General features: G+C 71.5%; 13 protein-coding genes. 11 read left to right on the forward strand and 2 right to left on the reverse strand.

All coding sequences use genetic code 11. The features are described 5' to 3' along the window. Nucleotides 1–4: 4 nt before the first annotated feature. Complete coding sequence (locus tag ACQPZ4_RS04360) at nucleotides 5–904, reverse strand: MerR family transcriptional regulator (protein WP_433056361.1); 900 nt, start codon at nucleotides 902–904, stop codon at nucleotides 5–7. Between the two features lie 57 nt (nucleotides 905–961). Here ACQPZ4_RS04360 and ACQPZ4_RS04365 point away from each other — a divergent pair, with 57 nt between their 5' ends. The 8 genes from ACQPZ4_RS04365 (at nucleotide 962) to ACQPZ4_RS04400 (ending at nucleotide 9,349) form a co-directional block, all read left to right on the forward strand. Beyond that, nucleotides 962–1,309, forward strand: a complete 348-nt coding sequence (locus ACQPZ4_RS04365; RefSeq protein ID WP_433056363.1) for a hypothetical protein — start codon at nucleotides 962–964, stop codon at nucleotides 1,307–1,309. A gap of 238 nt (nucleotides 1,310–1,547) precedes the next feature. Next, a complete protein-coding gene (locus tag ACQPZ4_RS04370) occupies nucleotides 1,548–2,564 on the forward strand; it encodes a BMP family lipoprotein (protein ID WP_433056365.1) in 1,017 nt (338 codons plus the stop codon). A gap of 92 nt (nucleotides 2,565–2,656) precedes the next feature. Further along, complete coding sequence (locus ACQPZ4_RS04375; RefSeq protein ID WP_433056367.1) at nucleotides 2,657–4,177, forward strand: ABC transporter ATP-binding protein; 1,521 nt, start codon at nucleotides 2,657–2,659, stop codon at nucleotides 4,175–4,177. After that, complete coding sequence (locus ACQPZ4_RS04380; protein ID WP_433056369.1) at nucleotides 4,174–5,358, forward strand: ABC transporter permease; 1,185 nt, start codon at nucleotides 4,174–4,176, stop codon at nucleotides 5,356–5,358. The genes ACQPZ4_RS04375 and ACQPZ4_RS04380 overlap by 4 nt, the downstream gene beginning before the upstream one ends. After that, on the forward strand, nucleotides 5,355–6,611 hold the full coding sequence (locus ACQPZ4_RS04385) for an ABC transporter permease (protein WP_433056371.1): 1,257 nt from the start codon (nucleotides 5,355–5,357) through the stop codon (nucleotides 6,609–6,611). Before ACQPZ4_RS04380 ends, ACQPZ4_RS04385 begins: the two co-directional genes overlap by 4 nt. A gap of 77 nt (nucleotides 6,612–6,688) precedes the next feature. Beyond that, nucleotides 6,689–7,357: a cytidine deaminase gene (locus ACQPZ4_RS04390; protein ID WP_433066229.1), complete on the forward strand. Its 669-nt coding sequence runs from the start codon at nucleotides 6,689–6,691 to the stop codon at nucleotides 7,355–7,357. Continuing rightward, a complete protein-coding gene (locus tag ACQPZ4_RS04395; protein WP_433056373.1) occupies nucleotides 7,354–8,631 on the forward strand; it encodes a thymidine phosphorylase in 1,278 nt (425 codons plus the stop codon). The genes ACQPZ4_RS04390 and ACQPZ4_RS04395 overlap by 4 nt, the downstream gene beginning before the upstream one ends. Before the next feature lie 37 nt (nucleotides 8,632–8,668). After that, on the forward strand, nucleotides 8,669–9,349 hold the full coding sequence (locus tag ACQPZ4_RS04400; protein ID WP_433056375.1) for a DUF4272 domain-containing protein: 681 nt from the start codon (nucleotides 8,669–8,671) through the stop codon (nucleotides 9,347–9,349). Here the strand turns inward: ACQPZ4_RS04400 and ACQPZ4_RS04405 are convergent. Then, entirely contained in the window at nucleotides 9,346–10,200 is an 855-nt protein-coding gene (locus ACQPZ4_RS04405) for a putative RNA methyltransferase (RefSeq protein WP_433056377.1), read from the reverse strand. The genes ACQPZ4_RS04400 and ACQPZ4_RS04405 overlap by 4 nt on opposite strands. Here ACQPZ4_RS04405 and ACQPZ4_RS04410 point away from each other — a divergent pair. From ACQPZ4_RS04410 to ACQPZ4_RS04420, 3 genes are all read left to right on the forward strand, one after another. Next, a complete protein-coding gene (locus ACQPZ4_RS04410) occupies nucleotides 10,185–11,252 on the forward strand; it encodes an adenosine deaminase (protein WP_433056379.1) in 1,068 nt (355 codons plus the stop codon). The two genes, ACQPZ4_RS04405 and ACQPZ4_RS04410, sit on opposite strands and share 16 nt — an antisense overlap. A gap of 324 nt (nucleotides 11,253–11,576) precedes the next feature. Beyond that, nucleotides 11,577–15,095 (forward strand): sensor histidine kinase, encoded by a 3,519-nt coding sequence (locus tag ACQPZ4_RS04415; protein WP_433056381.1) that lies wholly within the window; start codon nucleotides 11,577–11,579, stop codon nucleotides 15,093–15,095. Then, the gene (locus ACQPZ4_RS04420; protein WP_033358336.1) at nucleotides 15,092–15,496 is read left to right on the forward strand and encodes a roadblock/LC7 domain-containing protein; all 405 of its coding nucleotides are present in this window, start codon (nucleotides 15,092–15,094) and stop codon (nucleotides 15,494–15,496) included. Before ACQPZ4_RS04415 ends, ACQPZ4_RS04420 begins: the two co-directional genes overlap by 4 nt. The last annotated feature ends 85 nt before the right edge of the window (nucleotides 15,497–15,581 follow it).

A 15,581-nucleotide genomic window follows, 5' to 3' on the forward strand; every position in this document is an offset into this window, starting at 1 on the left:
AACGCTACCGGGCGAGGGTCTCCCGCAGCGCCGAAAGGAACCAGGACCAGCGGTGCATCGTGGCCGGGACGGGGGCCCAGCCGTTGATGACGGCCATCAGCTGCCAGTAGCGCTCGGCCCGCACGTCGATCGAGAGCTCCAGCGCCGCCAGCACCTCCCGCCGGAGCTCGTCGGTGTCCGCGCCCCAGCGTTCCAGCACCTCGGCCACGACCTCGGCCGGGTCGCGGCCGCCGCCGTCCTGGGCCTCGGCCACGGTGTCCACGAACCACTTGATCTCCGCCAGGTCGGTCGGGATCACCCGCCGGGCGCCCGGCTCGAAGCTCTTGCGCCCCATCTCCCGCAGCCGCTCCCGGAAGTCCGGCTGCCGGAGCATCTCGGCCAGCTCGATCCAGGCGTCCACCTGCTCGTCGGTCGGCTCGTCGGGCAGGTCGGCGGAGACGCTGCGCATCCCGGCGGTGAACTCCCGCGACTCCGCCGAGTCGGCGATGCCGGCGAAGATGCTGTCGAAGAAGTCGTCGATGATCCGCTGCCGCTCCGACGCGCCGGCCTGGGCGATGCGGGCCAGCCGCTCCAGGTCGGCCGGGGACGAGTCGCGGCCGGCCACCGCGCGCAGGGCCGCCCGGCGCAGGCGCAGCACGCGGATCTGCAGGCTCAGCGCCTCCGCGTGGGCCGCGGCCACCTCGCGCAGGTCGGCCCCGCGGTCCAGCACCTGCCGGATGGTGGCCAGGTCGAGGCCGAGCTCGCGCAGGGTCCGCACGAACTCCAGGCGCACGATCGCGCCGTGGTCGTAGCGGCGGTACCCGGCGCTGGACCGCTCGGCCTCCGGGACCAGGCCGACGTCGGAGTAGTACCGGATGGTCTTGACCGGCAGGCCGGTGAGCCGGGACAGCTCGCCGATGTTCATGCCACGATCCTGGACCCTCCAGCAGGGGGAGAGTCAACGGGCCGCTACCTTGCGCGGATGGAAGCTTTGCGCCTCATCCTCCTGTTCCTGCACCTGATCGGCTTCGCGCTGCTGCTGGGCGGTTCGATCGCGCAGTACATGACCGGCAAGCTGCGGATCAACCCGGCCATGCTCTGGGGCGCCTTCATCCAGGTGGTGACCGGTCTCGGGCTCGCCGCTCCGCTGCGTGGCGGGGGTGACGCCGAGCCGCCGACGGCCAAGCTCGCGGTGAAACTCCTGCTCGGCCTCATGATCTTGGCCATGACGTTTTTCTCCCGCAAGCGCGAGGAGGTCAACCGCGGTCATTTCCTGGCTTTGGTCGGGTTAACGCTCGCTAACGCCGCGGTTGCCGTGTTTTGGAGGTAACTGGGCTGTTACAAGATCGATCCCACAGGGCGGAATGACCGGCGGCACGTCACGGCCCTATAACGTGCTCCTCCCAACCCGGCAGCAAACGCTGGTTCAGCACCGTCGAGGGCGTACGCTCCCGCCGTTGGGTTCACCGCGTTCGGGCGGTGCATTGGGAAGGGAGACCGTCTTGCGCCGAGTGCGTGGGATGAAGGTTCTCGCGGCCGCCGCGGTGGCGTTTGTCGCGTTGGGAAGCATGACCGCTTGCGGTGATGACTCGGACACCGCGGGGACCGGTGGCGCCAGCGGCGCGCCGCCCGCGAAGAAGAACGTCAAGGTCGGCCTCGCCTTCGACATCGGCGGCCGGGGCGACAAGTCCTTCAACGACTCCGCCGCCGCGGGCCTGGACAAGGTCAAGAGCGACCTGAACCTCGAGGTCAAGGACCTGGCCGCGGTCGCCGGCGAGAGCGAGAACGACAAGTACTCGCGCCTGAAGCTGCTCTGCACCAGCGGCTTCAACCCGGTCATCGCGGTCGGCTTCGTCTACGACGGCGCCGACGCGGCCAACGGCCCGCTCGCCCGTGCCGCCAAGGACTGCCCGAACACCAAGTTCGCGATCGTCGACGGCGCCACCAAGGCCGACAACGTGGCCGACCTGACCTTCGCCGAGGAGCAGGGCTCCTACCTGGTCGGCGTGGCCGCCGCACTGAAGTCCAAGAAGGGCACCGTCGGCTTCATCGGCGGCTGCCAGGTCGACCTGATCAAGAAGTTCGAGGCGGGCTTCACCGCCGGCGCCAAGGCCACCAAGGCCGACATCAAGGTGCTGACGAACTACCTGTCGACCCCGGCCGACGCCTGCAAGGGCTTCAACGACCCGGCCGGCGGCAAGACGGCCGCCAGCGGCATGTACGACCAGGGCGCGGACATCGTCTACGCGGCCGCCGGCGGTTCCGGCACCGGCGTGTTCGAGGCCGCCAAGTCCAAGAACGCGCTGGCCATCGGCGTCGACTCGGACCAGTACAACACCGTCTCGGACGCGTCGCTCAAGCCGGTCATCATGACCTCCATGCTCAAGCGGGTCGACACCGCGGTGTTCAACTTCGTCAAGGACTACGCCGACGGCAAGTTCACCGCGGGCGCCACCGTCTTCGACCTCAAGGTCGACGGCGTGGGCTACGCCACGTCCGGTGGGCAGGTCGACGACATCAAGGACAAGCTGGACGCGGCCAAGGCCGACATCTCGTCGGGCAAGGTCACCGTCCCCAGCAAGTAAGCAACAGCTTGTAGTAGACATCTGGTAGTAGACATCGGGTGCTCGGCGGGGGACTGTGATCCAGTCCCCCGCCTCATCTGTTAGGAGCCTGGATGACCGCGGAACCACCCGCCGTCGAGCTGAAGGGGATCACGAAGCGGTTCCCCGGCGTTGTGGCGAACTCCGACGTCAACCTCACCGTGCGCAAGGGCACGATCCACGCGATCGTCGGTGAGAACGGCGCCGGCAAGTCGACCCTGATGAAGATCCTGTACGGCATGCAGCCGCCCGACGAGGGCGAGATCATCGTCGCCGGCCTCCCGGTCAGGTTCTCCTCGCCGCAGGGCGCCATCGCGGCCGGCATCGGCATGGTGCACCAGCACTTCATGCTCGCCGACAACTTCACCGTGACCGAGAACGTCGTGCTCGGCGCCGAGAAGCTCTACGGCATCGGGTCCAGGGCCAAGAACAAGATCACCGAGATTTCGCAGCGGTACGGCCTGGGCGTGCGCCCCGACGAGCTGGTCGAGAACCTCGGCGTCGGCGACCGCCAGCGCGTGGAGATCCTCAAGGTCCTCTACCGCGGCGCCCAGATCCTGATCCTCGACGAGCCGACCGCCGTGCTCGTCCCGCAGGAGGTCGACGAGCTCTTCGGCAACCTGCGGGAGCTCATCCGCGAGGGCCTCACGGTCCTGTTCATTTCGCACAAGCTCGACGAGGTGCGCGCGGTGGCCGACGACATCACGGTCATCCGCCGGGGCACCACCGTCGCCTCGGTCAAGCCGGCCGAGGTCTCCGCCCGCCAGCTGGCCACCCTCATGGTCGGCAGCGAGCTGCCCAGCCCGGAGGCGCGCGAGTCGACCGTCACCGACGAGCCCGCGCTGGTCGTCGAGGGGCTCACCGTCCTCGGCCCCGAGGGCCGCCCGGTCGTCAACGACGCGACCTTCACCATCCACCGCGGCGAGGTCGTCGGCATCGCCGGCGTCGAGGGCAACGGCCAGGCCGAGCTGGCCGAGGCCATCCTCGGGATGCGCGCGGCCACCGGCACCATCCGCCTCGGCGGGGACGACATCTCCGGCTGGACCACCCGGCGCCGCCGCGAGGCCGGCATCGGCTACGTGCCCGAGGACCGCCACCGGCAGGGCCTGCTGCTGGACGCGCCGCTCTGGGAGAACCGGATCCTCGGCCATCAGACCGAGCGCCCCAACGCCACCGGCTTCCTGATCAACGTCGGCGGCGCGCGGCGGGACACCCAGCGCATCGTCGAGCAGTACGACGTGCGGACCCCCAGCATCGACGTGGCGGCCGTCGCCCTGTCCGGCGGCAACCAGCAGAAGCTCATCGTCGGCCGGGAGATGAGTCACAACCCCCGGGTCCTCATCGCCGCCCACCCGACCCGCGGGGTCGACGTCGGCGCCCAGGCCGCCATCTGGGACCACATCCGCAACGCCCGCATCGCCGGGATGGGCGTGCTGCTGATCTCGGCCGACCTGGACGAGCTGATCGGCCTGTCCGACTCCCTCAAGGTCATCTACGGTGGCAGGCTGGTGGCCGAGGCCGACCCGGCGACCGTCACCCCCGAACAACTGGGCGTCGCGATGACGGGCGCCACGACCGAGGAGGCCTCCGAGTGAGTGCGGCCGCCGCAACGACTACCGCCTCGCCGCCGCCGTTCTGGCGGCGGATCGACCTGGCCAAGCTGCTGCCCCAGCTGATCGCGCCGGTCGCGGCCCTGCTGCTGGCCGCCCTGATCTCCTGGCTCGCGCTGACGCTGACCGGCAAGGACGCCGTGCAGGCGTTCAACGACATGCTCGACTTCGGCACCCAGCCGGACTCGATGGTCGAGATCCTCAACAAGGCCAGCGAGTACTACATCGCCGCCGTCGCGGTCGCCATCGGCTTCAAGATGGGGCTGTTCAACATCGGCGTCGAGGGCCAGTCGAAGATCGGCGCGTTCATGGCCGGCGCGCTGGCCAGCGCCTCCTTCATGAGCTGGATGCCAGGCTCACTGCGGATCGTCATGATCATCGTGGTCGCGGCCATCGTCGGCGCCCTCTGGGCCGGCATCGCCGCGCTGCTCAAGACCCAGCGCGGGGTCAGCGAGGTCATCTCGACGCTGATGCTCAACGCGATCGCCGGTCAGGTGGTCACCTGGCTGCTCAACGACCACTGGGGCACGCAGCAGCCCGGCGCCCAGATCAAGACCACCGGCGTGCTGCCGGAGAACTCCTGGATGCCCGGCCTGCCGATCGTCTCCGGCACCGACCAGAAGGTGCTGGGCTTCCTGGCCATCGCCGTGGTGCTCGGCCTGGTGTACTGGTTCACCGTCAACCGCACCCGCTTCGGCTTCGACCTGCGGGCCACCGGCTACAACCCGTTCGCGGCCACGGCCAGCGGCGTGAGTGCCAAGAAGATGATCATCACCGCGATGCTCATCTCGGGCGCCATCGGCGGCCTGGTCAACCTGCCCCGCATGCTCGGCGAGACGCACACCTACACCGAGGGCTTCGGCGGCATCGGCTTCACCGGCATCGCGGTCGCGCTGCTGGGCCGCAACCACCCCGTCGGCATGGCCCTGGGCGCGGTCCTGTGGGGCTTCCTGGCCCGCTCGCAGCTCATCCTCGACCTCGACGGCATTCCGAAAGAGATCGTGGTGATCATGCAGGGCGTCACCGTCCTGTCCGTGGTCGTCGCCTACGAGCTGGCCAACCGCATCGGCCGCCGGGCCCAGCAGCAGCGGGTCGGCAGCGCCACCGCGGCCCCGGTCGGCTCGGCCCCGCTGGCCGCCGCCGCGAGCACGGAGGAGTCCAAGTGAGCACCGACGCGATGCTCTCCGCCGTCGCCACGCAGCCGGCCGCGCCCAAGCGGCGGCGCATGAGCACCGCCCGCATCCTGCTCATCGTCGCGGGCGCGCTCATCGGGCTGTCGCTCGTACACCTGCTGACCGGCGCGGACGACGTCACCTCGCAGGGCGCCATCCAGGCCGCGCTGCAGGCCGCGGTGCCGATCGGGCTGGCCGGCCTGGGCGGGCTGTGGGCCGAGCGGGCCGGCGTGGTCAACATCGGCCTCGAGGGCCAGATGATCCTCGGCACCTGGTTCGGCGCGTGGGGCAGCCTCAACTATGGCCCCTGGGTCGGCCTGCTGATCGGCATCGCCGGCGGCGCGCTCGGCGGCCTGCTGCACGCCCTGGCCACGGTCACCTTCGGCGTGGACCACATCATCTCCGGTGTGGCGATCACGCTGCTGGCGCCGGGCATCACGCGGTACCTCTCGTTCATCGTCTGGGGCAGCGCCGGCGCGACCCAGTCGCCCGCGCTCAAGCCCGACCAGACCGTCCCGCGGGTCTCCGTGCCCTTCGTGGACAACCTGGAGGGGCTGGAGAAGCACCACTGGTTCCTGATCAGCGACCTGGCCGGCGTCCTGCGCGGCCTGCTCGTGGACGTGTCGCTGGTGACGGTGCTCGCGGTGCTGCTGATCGTCGGGACCTGGCTGGTGCTCTGGCGCAGCCCGTTCGGCCTGCGCGTGCGCTCGGTCGGCGAGGACCCGCAGGCGGCCGAGAGCCTCGGCATCAACGTGTACAAGTACAAGTACTACGGCGTCGTCATCTCCGGCGCGATGGCCGGCCTGGGCGGCGTGTACCTGTCCACGGTCAGCTCCGTGATCTTCCGCGAGGGGCAGACGGGCGGCCGCGGGTACATCGGCCTGGCCGCGATGATCTTCGGCAACTGGCGGCCGGGCGGGCTCGCGATGGGCGCCTCGCTGTTCGGCTACACCGACGCCCTGCAGCTGCGCCGCGGCTCCGAGTCGGTGCACGCGCTGCTGATCCTCGTCGGCGCGCTGCTGCTGGCCCTGGCGGTGTGGGAGTTCGTGCGGCGCAACACCGTGATCGGCGTGGTCGCGGCGGTGCTGGGCGTGGGCTCGTACGTGCTGTACTTCGCCGTCGACACGATCCCGACCGCGCTGGTGCAGGCCGCGCCGTACATCACGGTGCTGGTCGTGCTGGCGCTGGCGGCGCAGCGACTGCGAATGCCCGCCGCCGACGGCAAGCCCTATCGCCGCGGCAGCTGATCAACGACAGGCAAGATGGACACGTGAACTCTCTAGCGGTTGATTGGGAAGCGCTGCGCAGTGCGGCGGTCTCGGCCATGGAACGGGCGTACGCGCCGTACTCCAAGTTCCCGGTCGGCGCCGCCGCGCTGGTCGACGACGGGCGGGTGGTCGTCGGCTGCAACGTCGAGAACGCCTCCTACGGCATCGGCCTGTGCGCGGAGTGCGGCCTGGTCTCCAGCCTGCAGGTGACCGGCGGCGGCCGGCTCGTGGCGCTGGCCTGCGTCGACGCCGACGGCCGGCCGCTCATGCCGTGCGGCCGGTGCCGGCAGCTGCTGTGGGAGCACGGCGGGGCGGCGCTGCTCATCGACCACGCGAGCGGGCCGCTGCCGATGTCGGCGCTCCTGCCGCACGCGTTCGACGACGCCGACCTGATCCGGATTCACGAGCGGGAAAGCGAAGGGCATCCGACGGTACCGGCGGCGCTGGCTCTGAAGGTCGGCAGCGGGACGGTCTTCGTGCATCCCGACATCGCCGACGGCCGCCAGGTGTGGACGTCGTACTGGGAACGCTCCTCGGGCACCGGCGAGGACGAGCCCGCGGGCATCCTCGAGGAGGGCCCGATCTTCACCACCGCCGCCGAGGCCGTCGACTGGGGTCGCATCCGCACCCCCCGGGTCGTGGTCGTCGACGCACAGGGCACCGCCAGCTGGGCCGGGGACACCCCTCGGCCGGCCGGCATCGAACAGGACTGGAGCAGTCGATGAGCTTCGCGGCGGTGGACGTCATTCGTGCCAAGCGCGACAAGGGCACGCTGAGCGACGAGCAGATCGACTGGGTCGTCGCCGCGTACACCCGCGGCGAGGTGGCCGACGAGCAGATGTCCGCGCTCGCGATGGCCATCCTGCTCAACGGCATGACCGGGCGGGAGATCGCCCGCTGGACGGCGGCCATGATCGCCTCCGGGGAGCGGCTGGACCTGTCCAAGGTCGGCCGGCCGACGGTCGACAAGCACTCCACCGGCGGGGTCGGGGACAAGATCACGCTGCCGTTGACGCCGCTCGTGGCCGCGTGCGGGGCCGCCGTGCCGCAGCTGTCGGGCCGCGGGCTGGGCCACACCGGCGGGACGCTGGACAAGCTGGAGGCCATCCCCGGCTTCGGCACCAAGCTCTCCAACGAGGAGTTCACCGAGCAGCTGCGCACGGTCGGCGCAGCGATCTGCGCCGCGGGGGAGGGCCTGGCCCCCGCCGACCGCAAGCTCTACGCGCTGCGGGACGTGACGGGGACCGTCGAGGCGATCCCGCTCATCGCGAGTTCGATCATGAGCAAGAAGATCGCCGAGGGTACGTCCGCGCTGGTGCTCGACGTGAAGTTCGGCTCGGGCGCGTTCATGCGCGAGGTCGCCGACGCCCGCGAGCTGGCCCGCACCATGGTGGAGCTGGGCAAGGCGCACGGCGTGACCACGGTCGCCCTGCTCACCGACATGAACGCCCCGCTCGGGCGCACCGTCGGGCACTCGGTCGAGGTCGAGGAGTCCCTGGAGGTGCTGGCCGGCGGCGGCCCGCAGGACATCGTGACGCTGACCCTGGCCCTGGCCCGGGAGATGCTCGACGCGGCCGGCCTCGGCGACGCCGACCCGCAGGCCGCGATCGCCAGCGGCCGGGCCATGGACTCCTGGCGCAGCCTCGTGCGGGCCCAGGGCGGCGACCCGAGCGCCCCGCTGCCGGTGGCGAACGAGGTGGAGACCATCACCGCGGGCTCCGACGGGTTCGTGGCCGAGCTGGACGCGTACGCGGTCGGGGTGGCCGCCTGGCGCCTCGGTGCCGGCCGCGCCCGCAAGGAGGACCCGGTCAGCGCCTCGGCCGGGATCATCCTGCACCGCAAGCCCGGCGACCCGGTGCACGCCGGCGACGTCATCATGGAGCTGCGCGCCGAGGACGCGGCCAAGCTGCCCGCGGCGCTGGAAGTGGCCCGCGGCGCGGTGACGCTGGCCGACGTACCGCCGGCGAAACGACCCTTGATCCTCGACCGGATCTCCTGATGCGCAGGCCGCCCGAACGGGCGGTTATTGTGCGCGGGTGAGCACCACGGCGCCGGATCCGCAGCGGGTGCGGGAGGCGAGCCTCGAGGAGCTGCACCGCCTGCGGCTCCCCCTTCCCCCGCCCGACTTCCCGCTGGTCTGGGAGCCGGGGGACCAGATCGACCTGCGACCCGGGCCCGATATCGAGGCCCGGGCCGCGTGCCTCAACGTGCTGCTCGCCCGGGCCCGCGGCATGCCGCCGGAGCTCGGGGTGCAGTGGCTCGCCGAGGCGCGGCTGGTCGACCGGCTCACGCCGCCGGAGTGGGCGTTCGTGGCCGACGGGGTGGGCGAGGACCGGGTGTTCGCCGGGCACGTGGAGGCCCTGTTCGCGCTGGCCTGGCTCTTGGGTATCGCGCTGGACCTGGACCCGCTGCGCGGCGCGCCCGAGGAGCTGGCGGAGCGGCTGCCCAACCTGGCCGCGGGGGAGCCGTTCGCGGCGTGGCGGCGGCGGACCCTGGTCGCCCCGCGCTCGGCGCCGGCCGCGGCCGCGCAGCTCGACCTGTATTACTGCCTGGCGTGGTCGCTGCAGGAGTGCGCGCGCTCGGGGCTGCCGCTGCCGGGACAGCTGGAGGCGTGGCAGGCGGGGCAGCGGCGGTGGGCGTTGGAGTGGGCGGTGGTGTTCAGCGGGCCGTACCACGGGGAGCCGCCGAGCTGGGAGCAGGTCGATCTGACGATCTAACGGGTGCGCCACACGGTGAGGTCGACGTCCAGGTGGGCGGCGATCGGCTCCCGCATTGTCTCCAGCGCCTGCTTGATCGCGCCGGGGTCGGTGTGCCAGGCGCTGGGGCCCATGGCGACGAGGGCGAGGGCGTCGGCTCGGCTCAGGGTCAGGGGCGCGCGGATGTTGCGGGCATTCGACGGTACGAAATGGGGATCCAGGCTTTTGTGCAGTCGCTCCTGTTTGGCCGGATCGACGCGGATCAGGCCGAGGGCGTCGACCAGCTCGGCCAGGTGACCGGCGGCGGGGGTGGCCACCACCAGAGCGCCGCCGGGGCGCAGGACGCGGGCGAACTCGGCGCCCGAGCGGGGGGCGAACACGTCGAGGACGACCGCGGCGGACTGATCGGCGATCGGCAGGCCCTGCCAGATGTCGGCCCGGACGGCGCCGATGCGCTCGCTCGCCCGCGCCGCCCGCTTGAGCGCGGGCTTTGAAGTGTCGATGGCCAGGCCCACCTCGCCGGGGCCGAGCGCGGCGGCGAGGTAGTGCGCGGTGCCGGCGCCGACCTCGACGACCGGGCCCGGCTCCTCCCGGGCGACGGCCTCCCGCACGGCGTCGGTCAGGGCGGCGAAGTGACCGGCGGCGAGCAGGGCCTCCCGGGCGGCGACCATCTCGGCCGTGTCGCCGGTGTGGGCGGGGCGGCCGGCGGTCAGGTCGACGTACCCCTGCCGGGCGATGTCGAACGAGTGGCCCTGCGGGCACCGCAGCGCCCGCTCGGCCGCGGCGAAGGGACCGCGGCAGACGGGACACCGCAGATGTGTGATGACGGACGGTTGCACACCACTAGTGTCGTTCCATGGCTGCACCCACATTCGACGAGATCCGTCGCGCGCCCAAGGCCCTGCTCCACGACCACCTGGACGGGGGCCTGCGCCCCGCCACGATCCTCGATCTCGCGGCCGGGATCGGCCACGAGCTGCCCGCCGCCACACCCGAGGGGCTGGGCGAGTGGTTCGTCGCCGCGGCGGACTCCGGGTCGCTGGAGCGCTACCTGGAGACGTTCGCCCACACCGTCGCGGTGATGCAGACCGCGGACGCGCTGCACCGGGTGGCCCGCGAGTGCGCGCTGGACCTGGCGGCCGACGGGGTGGTGTACGCCGAGGTCCGCTACGCGCCCGAGCAGCACCTGGAGGGCGGGCTCACGCTGCCCGAGGTCGTGGAGGCGGTGCTGGACGGCTTCCGGGCCGGCTCGGCCGAGGCGGCCGCCCAGGGCACCCCGATCCGGGTCGGCACGCTGCTCACCGCCATGCGGCACGCGGCGCGCTCGATGGAGATCGCCGAGCTGTCCATCCGGTACCGCGATGCCGGGGTCGTCGGCTTCGACATCGCCGGCGCCGAGGCCGGATTCCCGCCCACCCGGCATCTGGACGCGTTCGAGTACCTCCAGCGCGAGAACTCACATTTCACCATTCACGCCGGCGAGGCGTTCGGCCTTCCGTCCATCTGGCAGGCCCTGCAGTGGTGCGGCGCCGACCGGCTCGGGCACGGCGTGCGGATCGTCGACGACATCGGCGCTGACAACTCGCTCGGCCGGCTCGCCGCGTATGTGCGCGACAAGCGCATCCCGCTGGAGCTGTGCCCGTCGTCCAACGTGCAGACCGGGGCGGCCCCCTCGATCCGCGAGCACCCCATCGGGCTGCTGCGTGACCTGCGCTTCCGGGTGACCGTGAACACCGACAACCGGCTGATGAGCGGCACCAGCATGTCGCGGGAGATGGCGCTGCTGGTGGAGGCGTTCGGGTACGGCTGGGCGGAATTGCAGTGGTTCACGGTGAATGCGATGAAGAGCGCGTTCATTCCGTTCGACGAGCGCCTGGCGTTGATCAACGACGTCATCAAGCCGGCGTACGCCAAGCTCACGTGATGTCCGGATTTGTCGGCGTCGATCATCTGGGTGTATCGGGTGAACCTGTATGAATGCCTTTAAAACGGACATTGGCTCCAGTGTTGCACATAATGCACAGCGGGATACCTGGGCTTTCTTCTTGGCACGGGACATGGTGGAATCTCGTGGGTCTGGCCCAGTAGGGTCGGCCGGTCGCGGGTGCCTGCTGTTCCACAAGGCGCCGGTTCGGAGGGCGGTGAAGTGAGCAAACGGCCATCGACGCGGGAGCCGGTCTCGTCGCGTCTGCGGTTCCCCATCGGCCGGCTCCGAGACCTGCCAATTTGGTCCAAGCTCGGTCTGATCATGATTGTCCCGATCATCGCGACGATCGTGGTCGGCACCAACGGTCTCGTCGGCAACATCGGCGACGCCAACGACGCCGACCGGGCCCGCACCCTCTCCGGCCTGTCGGCTCAGTCCTCCGCCCTCGTGCACGAGCTGCAGAACGAGCGGGCCAACGCGGCCATGCTGCTCGGCCAGCTCAACACCGACGCGGCCGTCGAGGCCCGCAGCGTCTTCGAGCGGCAGACCCAGAAGACGGACGACGCCGCCAAGGACTACCGGCTCACCCGGTCCGGGCTCGCCGACCCGCCCGAGGACTTCCGCAAGCAGCTCGCCTCGATCGACACGCAGCTGCAGGACCTGCCGCAGATGCGCAAGCAGATCAGCGAGGGCAGCAAGGACATCCTGGCCAGCACGGTCGTCGCGCGGTACAAGTCGCTGGTCGACGACCTGCTCGGCATCCGCGACAGCGCGGCCGAGCTGTCCAACAACCCGTCGCTGGGCGCCGACATGCGCGCCGCCGCCGCCATCTCGGAGATGAAGGAGCAGGTGGCCCTCGAGCGGGTCGTCGGCATCCGGGCGCTCACGACGAAGGCGTTCACGCCGCAGCTGCGCAAGGAGTTCCAGTCCGCGCTGACCGGTCAGGAGCAGGCGGAGGAGCAGTTCCGCACCAACTCCCAGCCGTGGCACCGCGACCTGTTCGACAAGAAGCGCTCCGGCTCGGACCTCAAAGAGGCCGCCACCTTCGAGGGTGTGCTCGGCCCGCTGACCACCGAGGCGCTGCCGGGCGACATCTTCACCGCCACCGCGTGGGACAACGCCATGATCAACAAGGCGAACCTGCTGCGGGGCATCGAGATCGAGTTCGACGACCACAACATCGACAGCGCCACGGTCGCCCGCAACGACCTGCAGCGCCGGGTGCTCGTCACCGCCGGCGCGCTGCTGGGCATGCTGCTCCTGGCGATCCTCTTCGCCTGGATCGTGGCCCGGTCGATGGCCCGCTCGCTGCGCGAACTGCGCCACGGCGCGCTCACGGTCGCCCAGTTCGGCCTGCCCCAGGCGGTGCAGCGACTGCGCGACCCGGCCCTGGCCACGCAGATGTCGCCGCACCAGCTGGCCCTGCAGATCGCCGAGCCGCTGCCGATCCGCAGCCGCGACGAGTTCGGCCAGGTGGCCGAGGCGTTCAACGCGGTTCACCTCGAGGCGGTGCGCACCGCGGCCGAGCAGGCCGCCCTGCGGGCCAGCGTCGCGACCATGTTCGTCAACCTCGCCCGCCGCTCCCAGATCCTGGTCGACCGGCTCATCGGTCACCTCGACCGGCTGGAGCGCGGCGAGGAGGACCCGGACCGACTGGCCGAGCTCTTCCAGCTCGACCACCTGGCCACCCGGATGCGCCGTAACGACGAGAACCTCCTGGTCCTCGCGGGCGCCGACTCCACGCGCATCCAGCGCGAGCCGGCCCCGTTCATGGACGTGCTGCGCGCCGCGCAGTCCGAGGTCGAGCACTACACGCGCATCGAGTTCGGCATGATCGACCGGGACATCGAGATCGCCGCCCACGCGGTGAACGACATGGTCCACCTGGTCGCCGAGCTGCTGGACAACGCGACGGCGTTCTCGCCGCCGGACTCGGCCGTCATCGTGGAGGCCCGCCGCGTCGGCGACCGCGCCGCGCTGCTGGTCGAGGACCACGGCATCGGCATCTCGCCCGAGCAGCTGGCCGAGCTCAACGACCGGCTCGCCAATCCGCCGATGGTCGACGTGGCCGTCTCCCGGATGATGGGCCTGGTCGTGGTCGCGCGGCTGGCCGCCCGGCACGGCGTCAAGGTCGAGCTGCGGGCGGCGCGCGAGCGCGGCACCATCGCCGACATGACGCTGCCGGCCGGCGTGCTCGTGCCGCGGGCACTCGCCGGGCGCGGCGGCCCCGGGATGCCGTCCGCCGGCATGCCAGCGGTCGGCCCCAACGACGTCGTGCAGGCCCGGCCGATCCCGTCGACCCCGGCCCCGCGCTCCCCGCTCGCCTCGCCGCTGGCGCTGGAGAGCGGCCCGACGCCGGGCGGCTTCGGCGGCTTCGCGGGCGCCGGCACCGGCCCGCAGGGCGGCCCCGGCAATGGCCCCGGCAACGGTGGCGGCCCGCGCTTCGGCACCCTGACCAGCAGCGGCCTGTTCGGCGGGGACCGCCCCGAGCGACCGGACCGCAGCAACGGCACGGGCGAGCGCCCGACCGTCAACGGCTTCGCCAACGGCACCCCGCCGCGCCCGGCTCCGCCCGCGCCGCCGGCCCGCCCGTCGCTTCCGCCCGCGGGCGGTGGCTTCGGCGACGACAGCGGCTTCCGGCGCGGTGACACCGGCGGGTTCCGCCGGGGCGACACGGGCGAGCAGTTCCGCCGCGGCGACGCCGACGGGTTCCGCCGCGGTGACACCGGCGGCTTCCGCCGCGACCCCGACCGGGACACGGGCGGCTTCGACCGCAGCGAGCGGGCGCCCGAGCGCAACGGCGGCGGCCGCGCCCTGCCGGCCTGGTCCGACCTCACCGGCGTCGGCGACGTCTCCGGGCAGGACGACTACCGCCGGGACCGCGAGGACGCCCCCGGCGGCTCGGGCCGGCTCGGACCGCTGCCGCAGCGCCGCGCGAACGAGGCCTGGCCGTCCGAGGACGAGCTCGCGGAGGTGACCGACGCCGAAGAGGTGAGCGGCCCGATCCCGCGGCAGCGGCCCGGCTTCGGCGGCGCCTACGACGACGCCCCGGCCGCCCAGAACGGTCTGGCCACCCCGCCCGCACCCGCCCCGTCGCCGTGGCCGCCGGCCGCTGCCGAGCCGCAGCAGCGGCCCGCGCCGCAGCCGGAGCCGTACGCGCCGGTCGACATGACCGCGGAGATTCCGCGCGTCCGGCTCGACTGGGACCCGGCGCCGGGGGAGAGCGAAGCACCGGACACCCGGCAGCGCTTCGTCGACGAGACGATGGAACTGCCGATCTTCCGGGAGCTGGAGTCCGCCTGGTTCACCACCAAGCGGCAGCCCCTGGAGGACCTCACGCCCCCGGCCTCCGCGGCCGCGGCGGCCCCGGCTTCGGCTCCGGCCGCAGCTCAGCCGCCGTCTTCCGGCCAGCGGCCGGTCGAGGTGACCTACAGCGAGGCGCCGTCCCCATACGTCCCGCCGCAGCGATTTGAAACCCGCACTCCGGGTGAACCTTCGCGAGGTTCGGCCGACCGGGCGTCGAGCGGTTCGGCAGTAAACTGGCACACTGCGGCAGACGAAGGATGGCAAGCGGCTGCGGCAATCGCCGAAGCGCAGGAATTCACGACGACCGACATGGGTTTGCCCAAGCGCGTGCCGATGTCGCAGTTGGTTCCAGGTGGGGTCGAAAAGAACCCCGCCGCTGCGCACAAGCGGACGCCGGAATCCGTGCGCGGTCTGTTGTCGGCGTACCACCGAGGCGTTCAGCGCGGCCGCACGCGGTCCGACGACTCGAAAACCCCTGAGCCGACTTCGGCCGGGCCTCAAAACTCGCAGGTTGGCAAGGAGCAAGAGGCATGACATCTACGCAGGATCTCGGTTGGCTGCTCGCCAACTTCGCGGACCGAGTGCCGGGGGTCGCCCACGCGGTCGCCGTCTCGGCGGACGGTCTGCTGTTGGCTGCTTCTCGCGACCTGCCGCGCGACCGTGGTGATCAGCTTGCCGCGATCGCTTCCGGCCTGGTCAGCCTGACCCAGGGCGCATCCCGCTGCTTCGAGGGCGGGGCCGTGCTGCAGACTGTGGTCGAAATGGACAATGGCTTTCTGTTCCTCATGTCGATCTCCGACGGTTCGTCGTTCGCGGTCCTCGCGGCCCGCGCCTGCGACGTCGGCCAGGTCGGCTACGAAATGGCATTGCTGGTCGACCGGGTCGGTGACGCTCTCACGCCGCCGCCCCGCCCAACGGCCTCGATGCTCGGCTGAAGCTGAACTAGGTGACAGAGCACTATCCATTAGTTGGTATCCATTGGCTGCTAACGACATACTCAGTGGCTGCTTACGAGGCCCG

Origin of the sequence: Dactylosporangium sp. CS-033363 (assembly GCF_050942475.1) — a bacterium.
Classification (GTDB): Bacteria; Actinomycetota; Actinomycetes; order Mycobacteriales; family Micromonosporaceae; genus Dactylosporangium.